Annotated in this window: 7 protein-coding genes and 4 pseudogenes; 5 read left to right on the top strand and 6 right to left on the bottom strand. The window is 69.9% G+C overall.

Features of this window, described 5'->3' with window-relative positions:
* The first annotated feature begins 825 nt into the window (after positions 1 to 825).
* Genes AQJ11_RS38900 through AQJ11_RS38880 form a run of 5 tightly spaced genes read left to right on the top strand, consistent with a single transcriptional unit; the run spans position 826 to position 16,682 of the window.
* The gene (locus tag AQJ11_RS38900; RefSeq protein WP_244218577.1) at positions 826 to 4,746 is read left to right on the top strand and encodes a non-ribosomal peptide synthetase; all 3,921 of its coding nucleotides are present in this window, start codon (positions 826 to 828) and stop codon (positions 4,744 to 4,746) included.
* Positions 4,746 to 14,078, top strand: coding sequence for a non-ribosomal peptide synthetase (locus AQJ11_RS38895; protein ID WP_063807740.1), 9,333 nt, complete (start codon positions 4,746 to 4,748; stop codon positions 14,076 to 14,078). The genes AQJ11_RS38900 and AQJ11_RS38895 overlap by 1 nt, the downstream gene beginning before the upstream one ends.
* Positions 14,075 to 15,115 carry a GSCFA domain-containing protein gene (locus AQJ11_RS38890; protein ID WP_059266501.1) on the top strand — a complete coding sequence of 347 codons (1,041 nt, stop codon included), beginning with the start codon at positions 14,075 to 14,077 and terminating at the stop codon, positions 15,113 to 15,115. The genes AQJ11_RS38895 and AQJ11_RS38890 overlap by 4 nt, the downstream gene beginning before the upstream one ends.
* Positions 15,078 to 15,785: a hypothetical protein gene (locus AQJ11_RS38885; RefSeq protein ID WP_208616728.1), complete on the top strand. Its 708-nt coding sequence runs from the start codon at positions 15,078 to 15,080 to the stop codon at positions 15,783 to 15,785. Before AQJ11_RS38890 ends, AQJ11_RS38885 begins: the two co-directional genes overlap by 38 nt.
* Positions 15,786 to 15,809: 24 nt before the next feature.
* A complete protein-coding gene (locus AQJ11_RS38880; protein WP_059266500.1) occupies positions 15,810 to 16,682 on the top strand; it encodes a TauD/TfdA dioxygenase family protein in 873 nt (290 codons plus the stop codon).
* 92 nt (positions 16,683 to 16,774) lie between these two features.
* On the opposite strand, the gene AQJ11_RS38875 is transcribed toward AQJ11_RS38880, so the two are convergent.
* The 6 genes and pseudogenes from AQJ11_RS38875 to AQJ11_RS47350 all read right to left on the bottom strand — a co-directional run bounded on the left by AQJ11_RS38875 (position 16,775) and on the right by AQJ11_RS47350 (position 20,733).
* Entirely contained in the window at positions 16,775 to 17,428 is a 654-nt protein-coding gene (locus tag AQJ11_RS38875; RefSeq protein ID WP_059266499.1) for a hypothetical protein, read from the bottom strand.
* Between the two features lie 228 nt (positions 17,429 to 17,656).
* A pseudogene (locus tag AQJ11_RS47365) lies at positions 17,657 to 17,848 on the bottom strand (integrase core domain-containing protein); the annotation flags it as partial.
* Positions 17,849 to 17,864: 16 nt separating this feature from the next.
* A pseudogene (locus AQJ11_RS51785) lies at positions 17,865 to 18,239 on the bottom strand (transposase); the annotation flags it as partial.
* A gap of 203 nt (positions 18,240 to 18,442) precedes the next feature.
* Positions 18,443 to 18,832: an IS110 family transposase gene (locus AQJ11_RS51780; protein ID WP_159061769.1), complete on the bottom strand. Its 390-nt coding sequence runs from the start codon at positions 18,830 to 18,832 to the stop codon at positions 18,443 to 18,445.
* 221 nt (positions 18,833 to 19,053) lie between these two features.
* Positions 19,054 to 19,811 (bottom strand): annotated as a pseudogene (locus AQJ11_RS51775) (leucine zipper domain-containing protein); the annotation flags it as partial.
* Positions 19,812 to 19,827: 16 nt separating this feature from the next.
* Positions 19,828 to 20,733 (bottom strand): annotated as a pseudogene (locus tag AQJ11_RS47350) (IS5 family transposase).
* Positions 20,734 to 20,760: the final 27 nt, after the last annotated feature.

Below are 20,760 nucleotides of genomic sequence, written 5' to 3'. Positions count from 1 at the left end.
TCCGATTCCTCCGAAGGCCATGGCACGACAGAGACGACGGCGCGATTGCGCTGCCGGTGGTTGCAGCGTGCCACCGGGGACACGCCCCTGGTACCGTCCGGCAACCGCCTGCAGCACGGTCGGCACCACTCCCCCATGGGCTGCGATCCGACGGGACGACCGGGAGGACATTGCCGGACCACAGCCCACTGCTCTAGGGAGTGAGCAAGGACAGCTTGCATCACCGGCCGACGACTCCGGTGCGGCACTGCCCGAATGAACACCGAACGCGACCCTTTGGGGATCGGATCCTCCCCACTCTGTAAACCCGGATCGGCCCCGCGCTTGCTCTGGCGCCCCGCACCCAACGCCACGAGCCGCGAGACGCCGGCACCGACTCGCCGTCCGAACTGCGCCTTCCATCAGCTGCGGGCCCTCGCCCGCACCCGCGAGCCCAGGTGCGATGTCTTTTCGGGCACTGAGTACGCCCGAACACCCCTGGCATCATTGATTCCAAAGATTTCGGCGGTCCACATGTCTTATCTTGACCCGCCGTACCCACAGCAAGGCATCATGCGAGAATCGCACCAGCCGCTATTGACCACTCAATCGGCCTGCAATTAATGTCACGGAACCGGGTCTTCCATGAAGCATCCGACAGGAAGCCACCGGCTGCTGATTTGGATTATCAGGATTCCTTCGTACATCTGCTCCGCTGGAGCGTCTAACTGCGCATCATCAGGAGTCCACTTTCTCGCTGTGTCCGTTTCTCGTGAAGGGTAGTCCGTGTCCTCCTTCCGAATCAGAGGCACCCGTCATTCCGACGAAGGAACGTCTCCCGCGCCCTTGTCACTCGCGCAGGAGCGGCTGTGGGTCATGGCACGCATGGACGGGGCGGCGAGCGCGGCGTACAACGAGCCAATGCCCTTCGACCTTCGGGGGCCGTTGGACCCGCACCTGCTCATCCAGGCGCTGCATCTACTCTCGGCCCGGCACGAGGCCCTGCGGACCCGGCTGGTGCCCGCCGGTGGCTCGGCTCTCCAGGTCGTCGACCCGCCGGAGACCGGGTTCCCGGTGACCTTCGAGGATTTGATCGGACTGCCGGACGCGGTCGAGCGGTTCGCTCGGGCACGGCGGGAGGTGGAATGCACTCCCTTCCGCCTGGGAGAAGAGCCGATGGTGCGCTGCCGCCTCGTGGCGCTCGAACCGGAGTACCACGTACTGCTCCTGGCAGCCCACCACATCATTTTCGACGGTTGGTCCCGCTCTTTGCTGTTGCGTGAGCTGGGGCTTGTGTACACCGCGCTCCAGCAGGGCCGGAACCCTTCGCTGCCCGAACTGACCTGGCAGTACAGCGACTACACGCGCTGGCAGTGGGACTGGATGTCCGGGGCGGAACCCGCCGCACATGCCGACTACTGGACCGCCACGTTGGCCGGCTCCCCCGCCGTGCTCTCCCTGCCCACTGACAGACCTCGCCCACCCGAGCAGGTCTTCGAGGGCGACAGGGTGCCCGTGGCCGTCGACGAGGACCTGACGCAAGCCCTGCGCGACCTCGCCGAACGCAATCGGGTCTCTCTGTATGCAACCGTTCTCACCGGCTGGTCCCTGCTGTTGTCCCTGCTCTCGGGCCAGGACGACATCGTGGTCGGTGCCCCGACGTCCAACCGCCGTCGCGGAGAGGTCGAAGGACTGATCGGCTTCTTCGTCAACACCCTCGCCCTGCGCGCCGACCTGTCCGGTTCTCCCAGCGTCGAAGACCTGCTGCGACAGGTGAACCAGCGGATCCGCGAAGCGCTCAAGCACGTCGACCTGCCCTTCGAACGGATCGTTGAACTGGTCAATCCGCCGCGGAGCCCCGCTTACACAGCGCTCTTCCAGACCATGTTCGCCTGGGTCCCTTCCATGCGGGAGGAGCTCGTCCTCCCCGGTGTGGAGGTCACGCTGCGGGAGGACGCGGTCCACGTCCCCGCCAAGTTCGACATGGTCCTCGCCTTGGCCGACGAGGGACGACACCTCACCGGCGAGATCGACTACGCGGTGGCGTTGTTCGACCGCGCGACCGTCCAGCGGTACGCGCGTCAATTCCTGCGCGTGCTGCGCATGATGACCGAACGTCCGGAAGATCCGATCGCCGACCTGACGCTGCTGGACGAGAACGAACAGCGGCAACTCATAGCAAACTTCAGCACAGGACCCGCCCCGGGTGCACCGGCTGCGGCCGGACTGCTGGAGCGGTTCGCGAAACAGGTGCGCGAGCGGCCCCACCAGCCCGCCGTGGTGGCCGGGGACACGGTGCTGGACTACGCCGCGCTGCACAGCCGGGCCAACCGCCTCGCCCACGCCCTGATCGCCCGCGGCGTACGGCCCGACCAGGTGGTCGGCCTGCACGCCGGACGCACGGTGGAACTCGCCGTCGGACTGCTCGGCATCCTCAAGGCCGGAGCCGCCTACCTGCCGCTCGACACTGAGCAGCCCGCGGAACGGCTCACCGCCATGGTGAGCCACGGTGCGCCGGCTCTCGTACTGACCGACCAGCCGGAACCCGCGGGCGTCGACCGTGAGCTGTGGGAGAACCTCGCGAAGGTGGAGGCCGAGGGAACCCGTGACGATGCGCCGAGCATCGATGCGGACCCGACCCGGCTGGCGTACGTCATCTTCACCTCGGGATCAACAGGCCAGCCCAAAGGCGTGGCGGTGACGCACGGCAGCGTCGTCAATCTCTTCGACCACTGGCGTGGACTCATGGGAGACAGGCCCGGCGAGGCGGCATCGGCCTGGTCGAGCATCGGCTTCGACGCATCGGTGCACGAGCTTCTGATGCCGTTGACCACCGGAGCGGTACTCCACATCGTCCCGGACGAGGTGCGGGCCGACCCCGGGGCACTGATGGACTGGCTACGGGAACGCGAGGTCACCCAGGCGTTCCTGCCACCGTCCTATGTTCTGTGGATCGACGAGGATCCGGTCGCACGACTGGCCGGACTGAGCCTGCGTCAGCTTCTCACCGGCGTGGAGCCCCTGCCGGAAGGGGCCCTGCACCGCATCCGCGAGGTGCTGCCCGGCGTGCGCATCTGCTACGGCTACGGCCCGACCGAGGCGACGCTCTACTCCGCCGCCTACACCGATCCTCAGCCGTACGAGCGGTCGTGCCCTATCGGGCGGCCGCTGCGCGGCACGCGTCTGTACCTGCTCGACGACCGCATGCGTCCAGTGCCGGTGGGGGTCTGCGGCGAGGTCTACATCGGTGGGGCGAGCCTGGCCCGCGGGTATGTGAACCGGCCGGACCTCACCGACGAGCGCTTCGTACCGGATCCCTTCGTGCCCGGCGAACGCGTCTACCGCACTGGCGACCTGGCGCGCTGGCTGCCGGACGGCAACGCCGAGTACATCGGCCGCAGTGACGACCAGCTCAAGCTGCGCGGCTTTCGCATCGAACCCGGTGAGGTCGAGGCAGCGCTGCTGACGGTCCCCGGCGTGCGTGAGGCCGTGGTGCTGGCCGACCGCGATACGCCGGGAGGCCCCCACCTGGTCGCCGGTGTGGGTTGTGACGCCGAAACGAGACGGACGGCGTACGAGTGGCGCGCGGCGCTCAAGGACCGCCTGCCGGACTACATGATCCCTTCCGTGGTGGCGGAGTTGCCGCGACTGCCGTTGAACCGCAGCGGCAAGGTGAACCGGACAGCGGTACTGCGCGCAGTAGCAGGCGCTCGCTCCGCACGGGTCAACACGGCCGCACCCCGTGACCGCGTCGAGTTGGCCCTGTACCGGATCTGGCGGCGTGTGCTGCTGCACCCGGACATCGGTATCGCAGACGACTTCTTCGAGCTGGGCGGCACCTCGATCTCGGCGATCAAGATGGCGTCCGCCGCCGGCGAGGAGCTCGGCGTGACCATTCCGGTCCGGGACGTCATGCTGCACCCCACCATTGAGGCACTCGCCGAACGAGTGCGCGGCAACGGGGCGGGGCCCGGCGAGCGCAGCAACCTGGTGGAGTTCCGCGCCGGCAGCGGCCGCAAGCGCGTGGTGTGCGTGCATCCCGCCGGTGGCACCGCGTTCTGCTACCTGCCGCTGTCCACAGCGCTCGCCGACGACGTCGGCGTGGTGGGACTGCAGGCTCCCGGCATCGACCCCGGGGAGTCCGTCCTGCCGAGCGTGGAGGCGATGGCCCGCGAGTACCTGCGGCTCGTCGATCCCCGCCCGGACGAGGCGCTCGTGCTGTGCGGCCTCTCCTACGGCGGGTTGGTCGCGTACGAGATGGGCCGCTGCCTGGTCGCGGCCGGACACGAGCGAGTGAGCGTGGTCCTGCTCGACACCCATGGCGCCGAGGACGCGCGGCAGCGCGAAGCGATCGCCCCAGTGGGCATGGAGGAGTTCCGGGAGAAGCTGGTCCGCTTCAACGGCATGTACCCGGGCATCGACGACGACCAGGTGGCCCGGTACCTGACCGTGTACAACCACCACCGCGAGACGGCGCGCGACTACGTCGTACCCGCATCGCCGTCCCGCGTCGTGCTGCTGCAGGCGACGGACGTGGACGACGACGAGGACGGTAGGGCGGCCGCCCGGCTGCGCGCGTTCTGGCGGCGACGCGCGAGCGGGGAATTCGCCGTGGAACCGGTGGCCTGCGGCCACTGGGACATGTTGGAGAGCGACGCGCTGCCCCGCGTCGCCACCGTCCTCGTCGCCGAACTCAACCGGCTGGAGGCCGGGCACGGCGAAGCCGGAACGAAGCGCTCGATACCTTCTGGCACGTCGGAGGCATGATGGAACCGTGGGCCGACACCACCCCCTCAGACCCCTCAGGCTCCGCCAACACGGCCGGGACCGCGGTCACGCCGGACGGACTCGCGCTGGGGATACACCGTCAAGCACTGCGGGCACCGCAGGCGGAAGCGATCATCGACGGCGACGTACGGCTGGACTATGCGACGCTGAACGCCGCGGCTGCCCTCGTCGCCAAGGAACTGAGCCACCAGGGCGTGAGCGCGGGACAGGCCGTGGCGGTCGCGCTGCCGCGCTCGTGGCGGCTGGTCTGCGTGATGCTGGGCATTCTGCGGATCGGTGCCCAGGTGGTGCCCCTGGACACCCAGAGTCCCGCCGAACGCCGCGGCTTCATCCTGGCGGACTCAGGAGCGGTCGCGCTGGTACACGCCACGCCCGAAGCAGTCGCTGAGCTTCCGCAAGGCATGACCGTGCTCGCCGTGGACACGCTGCTGCCCGAGGTTCCGGACGTCACGGCGGTGCAGGCGCCGGCCGCCGCCAGTGGGACGTCCTTCCTGTTCTACACCTCCGGAACGACCGGACGGCCCAAGGGCGTCGAGGTACGCGATGCCGGGGTGATGCGGCTCGCCCGGCCCGGCTACATTCGTGTCGAGCCCGGTATGCGCTATTCCTGTCTGGCCAACCCGGCGTTCGATGCACTGAGTTTCGAGGTCTGGGTGCCTCTGCTGACCGGTGGCTGCTGCGTCATCCTGCGCGATGCGGACGTACAGACGCCCGAGCGGCTCGCCGAGACACTGCGGCGCGAGTGGGTGGACACCGTCTTCGTCACGACCGCGCTGTTCAACGCGGTGGTCACGGCCGTCCCGTGGTGTTTCGCCACGGCCGGCCAGGTCCTGGTCGGTGGTGAGCAGCTCAACGCCCGGTTGATGCGTCGCTGGTACCGCGACAACGCCGGCAGCGGTACCCGCCTGTTCAACGTCTATGGACCGACGGAGTCCACCACCTTCGCCCTGTGCCATCCGATCCCGCGCGAGTTCGCCGGTGATGTGGTGCCGATCGGCCGGCCCCTGCCGCAGACCGGTGCCGTTCTGGTCGTACCGGGACAGGAGAGGGTCGCCGCGCCCGGTGAGGTCGCCGAACTACTGCTGAGCGGTGCCGGGCTTGCGGTGGGGTACCGCAATCTGGCCGAGGAGAGCGAGCGGCGCTTCGTGCGGCTCACCTGGCTCGATGGCGGACGGGAGAGGTACTACCGCACCGGCGACCTGGTACGGGCCGACGACCAGGGGCGGGTGGAGTACGTCGGACGGACGGACCGCCAGGTCAAGGTCCGCGGCTTCCGGATCGAACCGGGCGAGGTGGAGCGAGGCCTCCTTACGCACACGGCGGTCCGCCAGGCGTACGTGTGCACACGCCGCAGTGGTGAGGCGGGCCCGAACGAGCTGTTGGCGTTCGTCGTCCTGGACCAGGAGCTGTCCTACGAGGAGTTCGACAGCCACCTGAGGGCACATCTGCCCGCTTACATGCGCCCGCATCGGATCCATCTGGTGGCGGAACTGCCACTCAACGCCAACGGCAAGGTCGACCAGCCGGCGCTCCTGGAGCGGGCCGGACTGCCCTGGCGGTCGGTCGCCTCCGGCGGACAGGCCGCGACGGAAGTCGAGCGCGAAGTCCTGGAGGTGGCCGAGGAGATCCTGGGGATCACCGGGCTCGGGCTCCGCGACCGGTGGATCGCCTGCGGCGGGGATTCGCTGAAGGCCCTGCGTCTCCGCTTCGCGATCCGGCGCCGATGGGGGGTTGAGGTGGCGCAGGCAGCCGTCCTCCACGGCTCCATGGGTGAGATCGCCGAGGCCGTCGCCACGGGTGGCAGCGGCGGGAACGACGCCTACCCGGCCGTCGTGACTGCCGGTGCCCGCTCGGCGCCGGCAACGAGCGAGCAGCAGCGGCTGTGGCTGCTGCAACGCAGCGCCCCGGCCTCCGTGGCGTACTCGGTGGGCCAGGCTTTCCGCGTGGACGGAGCGGCAGACGCCGCTGCCCTGCGGCGGGCACTGCGGGCTCTGGTGGTACATCACGCGGCGCTTCGGACAGGCTTCGCCACGGGGCCGGAGGGGCTCTTGCAAACCGTGGGCGAGCCGTACGATCCCTGGCATGATCCGGGACCTCGGCAGGCCTGGGGCGAGGAGGAGGCGCACGCCTTCGCCGACGCCTTCTTCGCCGAGCCGTTCGACCTCGCCGTGCCCCGCATGCTGCGTGCCTGCTGGCTGCCCCGCGACGGCGGCGGAACGCTTCTGCTGCACCTGCACCACATCGCCGTCGACGGCTGGTCGCTGAGCGTCCTGCTGCGGGACCTGTCCGCCGGCTATGCCGACGCGGTGGCCGGCGTCGGCGTCCTGTCCGGCCGCAGCCTGGCGCCCGCGCCGAACATGCTCCACTTCGCCGCATGGCAGGCAGAGTGGTTCCGCACGGCGACCTACCAGGAGCAGCGCGACGAGCTCCTCTCGTACTACCGGCGTCTGGAGGAACCGCCGGAACCGCTGGACGCGGCGCAAACTGGTCCGGCACCGCGGGCGCGGCTGCTGCACATCCCTCTCGACGGCACACACCGGACCACGGTGGACCGGGTCGGCGCCGACCTGGGCCTGACCCGCTTCGAGGTGCTGCTGGGCGTGTTCTCCTGGAGTCTGTACGGGGTGTCGGGCCTGGTCCGCCCGCGCATCGCCGCCCCGGTCGCCAACCGCCCGGTACGTGAGTTCGAGGACAGTGTGGGCATGATGGCGAACACCGTGCTGCTGCCGGTGAGCGTCGCGCCCGGCGAGGACCTGCGCTCTCAGCTCGTCCGGACGTCGGCGAGTACCCGGCAGGTGCTACAACGACAGGACGTGGCACTCGCGGACGTGCTGACCGGCTGGGACGGCGCCGGCGAGGGCGGTCCGTTCGATGCCCTGTTCGTCCTGGAGAACACCGACTTCCAGGCACTGCGACTGCCCGGCTGTGTCCAGAGTCCTCTGTGGTACGCAGCGCCGGAGGCCAAGTGCCCGCTGACAGTGTCCGTGATCGACCACTCCGACGGGCTGGATGTGCTGTGGGAGTACGCCGAGGGCCGTTTCACCAGCGAGGCCGTCGAGGCGATGGCCGAGCTGTTCCGGCGGGGCGTGGATGCGCTCGCCTCCGGTGGACGCCCGACGCCACGCGATCTGGTCGCCCCGTACCGGCGGTCTCTGCCGCGCCACGGACGCGGGCCCGCCCCGTTGCCCGGGTTCACCACGGTCGCCGAAGGCTTCGCACGGCAAGTCGTCCGCACCCCGGACGCGCCCGCCGTCGTCACGGCCACAGGGCGCATGCTGAGCTATGCGGCGCTCGACGCGCATGCCGCGGCCCTCGCCGCGACCCTGAGCGCACGCTATCCGATCCCCGGAGACGGCAGCCCCTGCCGGGTGGCCCTGTACCTGGAGCCGTCCGTCGAGCATGTAGTGGCCCTGCTGGCGCTGGCACGCCTGAATGTCACCGCCGTTCCCCTCGACCCCTCGTACCCGGCCGAGGTGCTGCGCGACGTTCTCGCGCGGGTCGGCCCGCTGTGTGTCCTGGTCACACCCGCCGGCGCGGCGGCGCTGGACCCGCTGTTGCCGGACGGCACGGTGACGCTCCATGTCGCCCTGACGGACGTGGTTCCCCCACCGGGTGGCCGCACGGCCACACCCGGCGACAGACACACCCACGACGGCAGCCGGCCGTTGTACACCTTGTTCACGTCCGGCTCCACCGGCGTCCCCAAGGGTGTGCAGATCTACGACCGCACGCTGTGCGACCTGATCCGGTGGCAGTCCGGCCCCGGCGGTCTGACCGCCCCGGCGCACACGCAGCAGTTCTCGATGCTGGCGTTCGACGTGTCCTTCCAGGAGATCTTCGGAACGCTGTGCACCGGCGGCTGCCTCCACCTCATACGCCCCGAGTGGCGCCAGGACGTCCCCGCGCTCCTCGAACGGCTGGAGTCCGCGGGGACCGAGCGGATCTTCATGCCGTACGTGGCCCTGCAACTGCTCGCCGAGTACGCAGTCCGCCAGGGAAGGTTCCCCTCCCGGCTGCGCGAGGTGGTCACCGCGGGCGAGCAACTGGTGTGCACCGACGCCATCCGCCGGTGGTTCGCCGGACTGCCCGGCGCCCGCCTGTTCAACCACTACGGGCCGACCGAGACGCATGTGGTCAGCGCCCTCTGCCTGGAGGGCGACCCGAGCCAGTGGCCGGAGCGGCCGGCCATCGGCCGTCCTGTGGCCGGTGCGGATCTGCGCGTGGTGGACGCCATGGGCGACCCGGTCCCACCCGGGCGCACCGGCGAGCTGCTCATCGGCGGCACCATGACCACGCGCTGTTACCTCGACGAACCGGCTCTCGGCGCCACCCGCTTCGTGGAGATCCCGGGCGAGGGACTGTTCTACCGCAGTGGGGACCGGGCCTGGTTCGACCGCGAGGGCCTGTTGCACTACGCGGGCCGTGACGACCAGCAGATCAAGCTGAGCGGGCACCGGCTGGAACTCGGCTCCGTGGAGGCGGCGCTGCTGCGCCATCCGGCGGTGGTGAACGCCGTCGTCACCCGTGACGGCGACCGGTTGACAGCCTGCCTCGAGCTACGCGGTGAAACCCCGTCCGCCGACGACCTGACAGCCCACCTGTCCGCACTGCTGCCCTCGTACGTCCGCGTGGACCGCTTCCGCAGGCTGGGAAGGTTGCCACGCACTCCCAGCGGCAAGCTGGACCGGGCGGCGGCACTTCGGGCACCAGGCGAGGATCTGCGCCGTTCTGCCGTCGTCCGTACCTGGCTGTCGGCCGAGGAAGAACGGTTGGCCGCTGCCTTCGAGGCGGTCACCGGGTCGGCGATCGCACCGGACCAGACCTTCTTCGAGGCAGGCGCCACCAGCCTCACCCTGATGCGGTTCCATCTGCGCTGCGCGGAACTCGATCTGCGCTTCAGCGTCGCGGAGCTGTTCGAGCACGTCACCGTCCGCTCCCTGGCGCGTCACCTCACTGTCGGGAACGATCCGAGCCCCCGGACGCCGGCAACATCGGACGGTGATCTCCCAGGCATCGAACCGATCGCCGTCGTCGGCATGGCGGTACGGGTGCCCGGCGCCCCGGACCTGGCGGCCTTCTGGGATCTGGTGGTCTCGAACGGCACCGGCATCCGTCGTGTCGACGCTCCGGAGGGCCTCGTCGGGGCGCACAGCACGCTCGACGGGATGCTCGACTTCGACCCGGGCCACTTCGGCATCAGCCCTCAGGAAGCGTGCCTGATGGACCCCCAGCAGCGGCACCTGCTGATGGCCTGCGTGCAGGCCCTGGCACACGCCGGCATCGCGGACACCTCGGCCACGCGCGTGGGTCTGGTGGCCGGCGCAGGGGAAAGCACCTACTTCCAGGACATGCTGCGTGCAGCGGATCCCGGCCGACTGCCCGACGGATTCCAGCTCGCCCTGCACCACGAGAAGGACTTCCTAGCCACCAAGGTGGCCTACCACCTCGGCCTGATCGGTCCCGCCCTCAGTGCCCAGACGGCCTGTTCCAGCTCCCTGGTGGCCGTGCACCTGGCGGCAGGCATGCTCCGGCAGGGCGAGGCCGAGGTGATGCTGGCCGGAGGCGTCCTCGTCGACCCCCGACTGGCCGGCGGTTACCGCTACCGCCCGCAGCACATCTTCTCCGCGGACGGCGACTGCCGCCCCTTCAGCGACGACGCGACCGGGACGGTCGGCGCGAGCGGCGTCGGCGTCGTCGTCCTCAAACCGCTGCGGCACGCACGCCGTGACGGCGACACCGTCTACGCCGTGATCACAGGTTCCGCGATCAACAACGACGGTGCCGCGAAGATGAGTTACACCTCGCCGTCCCTGGCAGGGCAGCGCGAGGTGATCCGAACCGCCCTGGCCCGCGCGGGCCGCACCGGCTCCGATCTCGGCTATGTCGAGGCACACGGAACCGGTACGAGGCTGGGCGATCCCATCGAAGTGAGGGCACTGCGCCAGGCGTTCGACGTGAGCGAGTCCCGTCGCTGCGCGCTCAGCTCCGTCAAGAGCCAGCTCGGCCACATGGGCGCCGCCGCAGGAGTCGTGGGCCTCGTACGCGCCGCCCTCGCGATGCACCACGGCATCATCCCACCCAACATCAACTTCCGCGCCTTCAACCCGGAGATCGGCCCCGACCCCACCCCCTTCTATGTCCCGACCCGGGCCGTGCCCTGGCCCGAGGAAGGCCAGCGGGTGGCGGCGGTCAGCAGCTTCGGGATCGGCGGCACCAACGCGCACGTCATCGTGGAGGCAGGCACCGGGGCCGGGGACACCGTGGCCGCCGAGGTGCCCGGGTGCCTGGTGCTGTCCGCCTCCAGCGCCGAGGCCCTCGCCGCAGACGCCACCCGGATAGCCGACTACCTCGACCAGCGGCCGGAGCGCTACGAGTCCGTGCTGCGCCACCTGCAAGCGGGACGTGCAGCCCGCCGCCTGCGGACCGCGGTACCGATGACGGACGCGGCCTCGGCCGTGCGCTGGCTGCGTGCGGTGGCCATAGGAGAGGTCCTGTATGGCAACGCGGACCCGGACGCGGCGCCGGTAGCCGCCGCGGACCGCACGGCGCACGAGATCGCCGAGGCATGGACCGCCGGAAGACCGGTCCGCTGGCAGCCGGGACCCGCACCGGCGCCCTGGGACTTCCCGCCCCCGTCCTTCGCACTCGCGGAGTACCGGGTCGAAAGGCCGGCCGAGCCCACCACCACGGCACCCAGGCGACTGGCGCAGGCCGACTGGCTGCACCAGCCGCACTGGGTGCGGCTGCGCCGTGCCGTCACCGCGGACGATCCCACGCCGGCCGACCGCGCGTCCGTCGTCGTCGTAGTGGCCGCGCCGGACACACCGCCGTCCGCGTTCACGCCCTTCGAAGACATCGCGTCACGAGTAGTGCGCGTGCACCCGTCCCCCGTCTTCGCCCGCACAGCAGCCGACGCCTTCGCGGTCAACCCGGCCGACCCCGCGTCCCTGCGCCTGCTACTCGACACGCTGGCCAGGGAAGGCGTTGAAGACGGCCTGAACAACGCGGAATGGGTGCACACGCTGCCCCTCGACGTGAGCGGGCCGGTAGGTCCCGCGGCGCTGGAACAAGCACGCCACGCCTGCCTGGACACCACTGCCGCCCTGGCCCAAGCCCTGTCCGGGCGGACCGGCTCCCCTCGCGTGTGGTGGCTGTCGTACGGAGCCAGGCCCGTGACCGGTACCGTGCACCGCCCCGAACTCGCCCTCCTCGCCGGACCTGTCGAGGTCGCCCCCCAAGAGGGTGCCCTGGAGGGCCACTGGCTGGACCTCCCCGATGGCGACCTCTCCCGCTGGGCCCGGCACGTGGCCTCGGCCGTCGCCGGAGCCCGACGGACTCCCCCCGACCCGTGCGTCCCGGCCCTGCCCCGGCAGCTCGCCCTGCGGCAGGGCTACTGGTGGCGACCGGGCACCACGCCCGTACCGGCACCGTCCAGCGCGGACGTCGTCATACCGTCCGGGGACGACACGGTCCACCTGGTACTGGGCGGTACGGGCGGCATCGGCCGCGCCATCGCCGCCTGGCTGCTGGAACACACCGGAGGCCGGGTCCTGCTGCTGTCGAGGAAGCCGCAGCTGCCCCCGGAACTGGCCCACCGGGCCGACCGCGTCGGCCTCATCGCAGCCGATCTGGCGACCATGACCGTGGAGAGGGCGGCGGCAGCCATCGCCCGCCACACGCCACGGCTGGACAGCGTGATCCACGCAGCCGGGCTGGGTTCCGGCGGACTGCTCCTACGCCGCGACGCCACGGCGATGCGCGACGCCGCCGCAGCCCGGGAGAACGGCGCCCTCGTCGTGGAGCGTCTGATCGACACCTTCCACCCGGAGATCGCCGTCTACTGCTCCTCCATGTCCGCCCTGCTGGGCGGCGTCGGCCAAAGCGACTACGCGGCCGGCGCAAGCCTTCTCGACGGCTTCGCCCACCACCGCGCCGGCGAGACGGAGACCACCACCCGGATGAGCATCGACTGGGACATCTGGAGCGAGACCGGAATGGCCACCCGGGTCCTGCACACGGACAGCCGCCACCAGGCACATCTGGAGGTCGGCCTGACAGTCGAGGAAGGCCAGTCGGTCTTCGCCCGCGCGCTGGCCCTGCAACTGCCCCAACTCCTCGTCTCCACCACCGGCCTCGATGCATCCCGCGCCTTCTACGGGCCCACCGGCGACGGCCTTGCGCGCACACTCACCGCGCCATCGGGAGCATCGCACGATCCGGGCGGCTCAATGGGCACCACAGAACCTGACAGCGCCGGGGAACGAGCCGGAGCCATCGCCCGCGTGCTCCAGGACCTGCTCGGTGTCGGCGAGCTCGGTCCGGACGACTCGCTGTACGATCTGGGCGCCGACTCGCTGACCCTCCTGGACCTGCTGGCCCACATCGAGGCTGACCACGGGGTCGAACTGGACCTGGCCTCCTTCAGTCACCGGATCAGCCTGACCGAGGTCCTCAAACACCTCGAAGCGGCCCTGGCCGCTCCCGTTCCCACGAGGGCCACGGACGTCGCGTCCCAGGTCGTCCTGGACGTCTGGCAGGAGGGGACCGGCTCTGCCGTTCTGTGTCTGGTGCACCCCGTGGGCGGCGACATCCAGGCCTACCGCTCGCTGGTGGCCTCGCTCGGGCCCGCACCGACCGTGTGCCTCATAGCCGATCCCGCGCTGCGCGACGACGGCATCCCCGTGTGGTCGCTGGCCGAACGAGCCCGCCGCTACGAGGCCGGACTGCGCCACCGCTTCGGCCGTACCGGCCGCCGGCTGCACCTCGCCGGGTGGTCCTTCGGCGCCCGGGTGGCCATGGAGATGGCCGCCATCGCCGAGGCGGCCGGGCGACCATTTGACGCGGTCCACCTGCTGGACCCGCCACCACCGCGCGCGGACGCCCTGGTCGCCGCGTACGACGACAGCCACCTAGAGGCGGTGTTCGCCGCCGAACTCGGAACCGGATCCGTGGCGACATCGGCTGAACACGCGCAGACATACGCCGAACGACTGGCCCACTGCTGCCGGGCCAACCTGCGCAGCCTGGGCGAGCACCAGGTGCGGCCGCTCGCCTTCACCCCCGCCTTCCTGTGGCTGGCCGACCGGCCCACAGCGGGCATGCCCGCACCCGGCGACCCTCAGGAAACAGCCCGACAGTGGAGCGACTGGCTGCCCCCCTCCGCCCTGCGGCGATCCCTGCCCACCGACCACTACGGCATCGTCGCGCCCCCGCACGTGCACACGGTGGCGCAGAGCATCGCGGAAGCGCTGGCGGATCCCGCCCCCCGTCCCCGGTCTCACCGCGAGCAAGAATCGGAGCGCGCCCAGTGAACCCCTACCAGTCGCTGCCCGTACGGTCGTTCTGGCGGCCGGCAGTCGCCGAGCCGGACCCGCTGGACATCGGCGACGTCTGGACACCCAAGTTCACCCTCGACCAGGACAGCCCCGTCATCACCGCGGGCTCCTGCTTCGCCGCGCAGCTCGGACGGGCGCTGCTGAACTCGGGCTTGAACTGGCTCGATGCCGAACCCGCCCCGCCCGGCCTGACCCGGCAGCAGCGCCAGGACCGCGGTTACGGCGCCTTCTCCTTCCGAACCGGCAACATCTACACGCCGGCCGTCCTGCGCCAGTGGCTGTCGTGGGCCCTCAGCCACGCACGACCACCCCAGGAAGCCTGGCCCGAGGGCGACCGTTATGCCGACCCGTACCGTCCGGCGATCGACCCCGACGGCTTCGCCTCGCCCGCCGCAATGCTCCAGGCACGCGAAACCACTCTGTCCGCCATCCGCACCGCCGTCACCACGGCGAGCTGCCTGGTCTTCACCATGGGGCTCACAGAGGCGTGGCTCGACGCCACCGACGGGACCGTGCACCCCACCTGCCCCGGCACCGTCCGCGGCACCTTCGACGCCGAACGGTACAGCCTGCACAACTTCACCTTCGCCGAAGTACACAGGGACATGACCGAGGCGATCGCGATGGCGCGCCAGGCCAACCCCGGTCTGCGCGTTCTGCTGACGGTGTCACCGCAGCCCTTGACCGCGACCGCGACCGGCGGTCACGCGCTCCCTGCCAATGGCTACTCCAAGTCCGTGCTGCGCGCGGTCGCTGGCCAGCTTGCCCTGGAAGATCCGGACATCGACTACTTCCCTTCCTACGAGCTCATCACCGGGCCGGTCTTCGGAGGCAGGTTCTTCGGCTCCAACCAGCGCACCGTCACGCCCGAAGGAGTCGACTTCGTGATGCGGCACTTCTTGGCGGGACTGGCCAACCGCCCCACGCAACCGCTGCCCGCCCGTGACACCGCTGCCCGTTCAGGAGATGCCGCCTGTGAGGACGCCGTCCTTGACTACTACAGCCCCCGCTAGGTTCCTGCTGCTCGGAGATTCCCACGCGGGACCGATCGGACGAGCAGCCCAGGGCGCCGGCATCCCGTTCCAGGGCGGCCCCATAGGGGCAGGCCGGGAGTTCACCGACAGCTTCTTCACCACCCGCGACTCCCCCGGCGGGACCGACGTGGTCTTCCGGTCCGACGAGGCCGAGAAGCACTACCGTCGCTTCCTCGAGGAACTCGGCATCGACGCCCTCGCCCGCCTTCGCATCCCTCTGGTCGCGACGTTCGGTTTCTGCGCCCACTTCGTCGCGCTGCGGGAGAACTGGGACCTTTACCGCGACCGGTCGGGGACCGTCCCCTCCGGCGTCCTCTCCAGCTCCCTGTTCGACGCCATCGTACGAGCCTGCGTCCGTGACGCCCTCGCCTTCTACGAGACGACCCTGGACCTCGGCCTGCGCATCCTGGCGGTGATGCCGCCGCAGCGGGTCCCGGGCCAGTCCGATCCGGCGGTGTTCATGGCGGCGCAGGAAAGCATCCGGCTGGCCGTGGAACAGCTCGGCGCCGAAGTCGTGGACCTGCGCCACCGGACCACCGGCCCGGACGGATTGCAACGCCCCGAACTGTGCGAGGCCGATGACGAGATCCACGGCAACCTCTCCTTCGGTCGCATCGTCCTCGCCGAACTGCTCGACCGAGGCCTGTAACCCCATTCCCTCTTGGAGAACGTCATGGAGCCCTACGCACGCGAAGCACTGGCTGCGGTGACCACCCGTCCCCTGCCCCCCTACCGCACGCTCACAGTCGAACGCATCACCCCCGTTCTAGGCGCTGAGGTCTCAGGCGTCGACCTTGCGCAGGAGATCCCGGCCGAGCAATTGGAGGAGATCCGCACCGCGTTCCTCCATCACCACGTCCTCGTCTTCCGGGACCAGGCGATCAGCATCGAGGACCACAAACGCTTCGCCGCCGCTTTCGGTGAGCTGCGCCCCGTCAACCCGCCGCCGCCCGAGGCCGATCCCTACATCCTAGAGATCAGTACCACATCCGCCGCGGTGAACGTGGCGGGCAACGGCTGGCATGCCGACGGAACCGCCGACGCCGAGCCGTCACTGGGGTCCATGCTCTACATCACCGAAGTCCCGGAGCCGGGGTGCGGTGGCGACACCCTCTTCGCCAACATGCACCTGGCCTATGAGATGCTCTCGCCCGCCATGCGGTCCCTGCTGGACCAGCTCACCGCGGTCCACGACGGCGCTCAGGCCCTCCAGGGCTACACTCCGCCGGCGGACTACGTCATCCCATTGAGCGAGCACCCGCTCGTCGCCCGGCACCCCGAGACCGGCCGGAAGCTGCTCTACGTCAACAAGGCCTACACCAGCCGCATCCCGCAGCTCTCCGCGCAAGAGAGCCAAGCCCTGCTCGGTATGCTCTTCGAGACCATCGCCGCCAGGCCGGCCCTCCACTGCCGCGTCCACTGGACCCCGCACACCCTGGTCTTCTGGGACAACCGATGCGTCCAGCACCACGCGACATACGACTACTACCCCTACGCCCGCTACGGCCGGCGTGTCGCCATCAACGGCGGGCCTGTCAAGGGCTGACGGACGCGATGGTGTGAAGGCGCCGTGGGGCCCTTCACACCATGTGTCGGGGTGGTACCAGGGGCTCCCTGCCCGCAGCAGCGCCCGTCTGCTCATGTCACGGCGCGCGTCACCGCCTCGGACAGGCCGTCCCGTAGGCGTGCGCGGGCCTCCCGAGCGGCCACGCCTTCAGCGGCACCGTCCGGACCCGTGTAGGCGGCGATCCAGGCCTGCACCAGGGCGAAGGGCCACGCGCGGGCGTACTCCCGCGCGTCCCCGGCCGCGAAGGCGACGGCATAAGCGGCGGCGTTCGCGATCGCGTTGGCCTCCGCGTGCACGCGCTCGCTCACTTCGGTGTTCATCCGCGCATAGGTTTCGCCGTAGTGTTCGGCCTCCTCCGTCGACCAACCGCGCGTGCGCGCGAACGCGACCGCGGCCGACGACGCCCGCCTGTGCACCCGCTCACGGGGATAGGCCAGCCCGTATACCTCGCGCAATACCGGTTCCAGCAGCGCCGACCACACGTCCCCGGCGACCGGCTCGCCTGCCGCCGCGCGTCGGTGCGCCGCCCGCAGGGCGTTGTGCCGGGCCAGGTCCCCGCCGTTGCGAGCCACGGCCTCGCCGACCAAATCCGCCACCGCACCGGCATGCCAGTGGTGGACGACGGCGAAGGGCACCTCGGCCGGCAAGCGCCCGCGTCCGTCGTGCGTGTCTGTCGGATCGTCCAGTACTTCTCGGACCTGGTCGACCCAGCTCGGTACCGTCACAGACTGAGGGATTTCCGGCGAGGTTCGCGGTTCTGTTGTGATGGCAGCCTCCAAGCTCATGCCCCGGGTTCCGGGCGACGCTTTGAGAGAGGGAAGTCCGGGCCGCTCGGAAGTCGTAGTACGGCGGACTTCGCGGTACCTCCGACGTTGCCGACACACCGAGTGAGATGTTGGATGAGCGTACGTGTCAAGGCGTGCCAGGACAAGCCCGGCCCCCGGCGCCGAGCTCTAGGTGTATTGACCCGCAGCGTTGTTCGCGCGGCTGATTGGTGGGTGGCCTGCGAGTGCGGTGTGGTAGCGGTGGTGGTTGTAGGTGTGCAGGAAGTCTGCCAGGGCGGCGGTGCGTTCGGCGTTGCTGGTGTAGGGCCGGATGTAAGCCCATTCGTCGAGCAGGGTGCGGTGGAAGCGTTCGACCTTGCCGATGCTCCTTTAGCTGTCAAGGACGGTCAGGCTGCGCTCGCCAGTTCCTGTTGGGAGGGGGCTGAGCGGGGACGCGGGGGACGAGGATGCGATAGATCTCGCGTGCGATGTGCCGTTTCAGGCAGCGGATGATTTCGGTCTTCGTCTTGCCTTCTGTTGTCCTGCGGGCGACGTAGGCGCGTGTGCGTGGTTCCCAGGCCATGCGGGTGACCGTGATCATGTAGAGGGCGTGGTTGGCTTGCCGGTCGCCTCCGCGGTTGAGGCCGTGGCGGTTGGTCTTCCCTGAGGATGCAGGGATGGGGGCGACTCCGCAGAGGTGGGCGAAGGCCGACTCTGAACGGAGCCGTTCGGGGTTGTCACCGACCGCGATGAGCAATGCCGCGACGGTCTCGGGGCGAGTCCATTGACCCACGCGCGGGCGTACTCCCGCCGACGCCGGGGGCCGGGGTTGTTGTGACGGTGCGGATCAGTTCGGAGCGGTGCAGCCCGCGGATGCGTCCACGAAGAGTGTCAGGAGCCGTCAGGGCTTTGAGTTGGTTGACGGCTTGGGTGCGGGCCTTCATCGCACTTCGACGGCGACTCTGAGGGTGCGGATCATCCAACGGCACCGTCACCGGTCTTGGGTATCGCGGTAGCGGTACCGGCCTGCACTGCTCGTGCGGCGGCCTCGGCGTCGACGGCGTCGGACTTCCCGCGACGCCGTCGTGTCTGGCGGTCGGGTCGGTTGACCTCGACGATGCGGTGGCCCCGCTGCCGCATCCACCGCGACAGGCCGGCGCCGACGCAGCCGGTGCCTTCCAGGCCGATCTGCTCGATGGCGCCCATGTTTGTAGCCCAGGACTCCAGGCAGACGCATCCCTGTGGTGTCGAAGGAACGGTCAGCGTCCCCAGCCGGCGGCCGAACTGGTCCAGGGCGGCAGCAACGTGAACGTCCGCGTGGGTGTCGACTCCGAGGGTGTCGCTCGTGTTGGAACTGCTGGGCACCTGTCCTCCTGGCGGTCCGCGTGGCTGGAGCCGCACCGACGGAGCACCGGGGACGCTACTGCGACGAGGCGCGTGAGCCAGGCTCTTACCAGGTCACACCGGCCGATCCGCCGGTGCAGCCGCACGCGTCCTCCCGGCCGGTCGACACATCGGCAACAAGCACGAACGGCCGGTTGGTCTGTGGGTCAGACCGGCCGGAAGAACATCTCCAGATCCTCGCAGTTGATCTGCGGCCGGTAGGCGCGGGTGAGTCTGCCGGTCGCGCCGAGGTCGGCGAGCGCCGCCGCCAGGCGAAGCTTTTGTGGTAGGGACAGGCGTTTTCGGTCAAGACCCGCTCGATGCGGTCGATGCCCGACGCGGCGAAGAAGGCCGCTGTCCGGCGCAGGAACGCGGCGCAGGTGGTGGCCTTCAGGCCAGGCGGGAGTGGTCGTCGACGGCGGACTGGATGTAGTCGAAGCTCATGCCGCTGTGGGCGGCCCGGCCGGCCTGTGGGCCCAGCACCTTGTGGCCGCCGCCGTCGGGGATGCGGCCGAGCTTCTTGACGTCCATGTAGGTCAGCTCGCCGGGCCGGTCGCGTTCGTGGCGGCGGATGACCTGGCCGGTGGGCCGGTCCAGGTGGGCCAGCCGGTTCAGGCCGTGACGGACCAGGATCCGGTGGGTGGTCGAGGCGGGCAGGCCCAGGATCGGGCCGAGGCGGGCCAGTCCGAGCTTGCGTATCTGCCGCTGCTGACACACCAGGGCCTGGCACCGTCGGCGCAGTGCGGTGCGGTGTCGTCACGGGGCGGCTGGAACGGTCGTGCAGGCCGGCCTCGCCCTCCGTCCGACCAGCGACGCGGCCACTTGTAGGCGGTTGCGCGGGAGATGCCCACCTCGGCAGCGACATGCGCGACAGGGCGGCCGGCGCCGACACGCTCGACGAGCAGCCGCCTCCATGAACGGTCAGCCGGGCATTACGGTGATCAACCCCGACAGCCGTCAACAACGTGATCAATCAGCTAGGTTCTGTCTGACAAATGATCACTGTTCGCGGAGCCAGAGGATGAGTGAGGCGATGCGGAGGCCCGCGAGGTAGCGGGTGGCCAGCTTGTCGAAGCGGGTGGCGATGGCTCGGAACTGTTTGAGCCTGTTGAAGCAGCGCTCGACGACATTGCGGGCCTTGTACTTCTCGGCATCGAAGGCCGGTGGTCGTCCACCGGCTGATCCGCGGCGTCGTCGGCCTGCTGCCTGGTCGGCCCGTTGAGGGATGACTGCTCTGATGCCGCGCCGGCGTAAGCCAGACCGGATGGCCCGCGAGGAGTACGCCTTGTCCGCGATGACTGTCTCGGGCCTGCGTCGCGGCCGGCCGACGTTCATGCGGGGCACCCGTATCGCCTGAAGCACCGTGTCGAACATAGTGGAGTCGTTGACGTTGCCTGGTGTGACCACGAGGGCCAGGGGGAGGCCGCGGCCGTCCGCTGCGAGGTGGACCTTGGTAGTCAGTCCGCCGCGGGAGCGGCCGAGTGCCTGGCCAGGCGCCTGATGTGGCGGATCTTCCAGTTCGTCCGTCGCCGGTGCCCCTTTTTGCGGGCTCCGGCGGCGTGCTGGTGAGCGCGGTTGATGGTGGAGTCGACCGACACCGTCCACTCCACCGCGCCCACCGCGTCGTCGCGGACCTGGACGTGTTCCAGCAGCCTGGCCCAGGTTCCATCTCTCTCCCAGCGGGCGAAGCGTTCGTAGACGGTCTGCCACGGGCCATAGCGCTCGGGCAGGTCCCTCCAGCGCGCTCCGGTCCGCAACCGCCACAACACGCCGTTCACGACCTGGCGGTGATCCCGCCAGGGCCGCCCACGCCCATCAACACCCGGCAGCAGCGGAGCTATCCGCTCCCACGCCGCATCCGTCAACTCACCCCGACCCACCACAAGATCAATTATCAGACACGGCCTAGG

The sequence above is a fragment of the Streptomyces corchorusii genome (assembly GCF_001514055.1).
Taxonomy (GTDB): Bacteria; Actinomycetota; Actinomycetes; order Streptomycetales; family Streptomycetaceae; genus Streptomyces; species Streptomyces olivaceoviridis.
The sequence above is the reverse complement of the archived record's forward strand: the minus strand, read 5'-3'. Positions and strand labels throughout refer to the sequence as shown.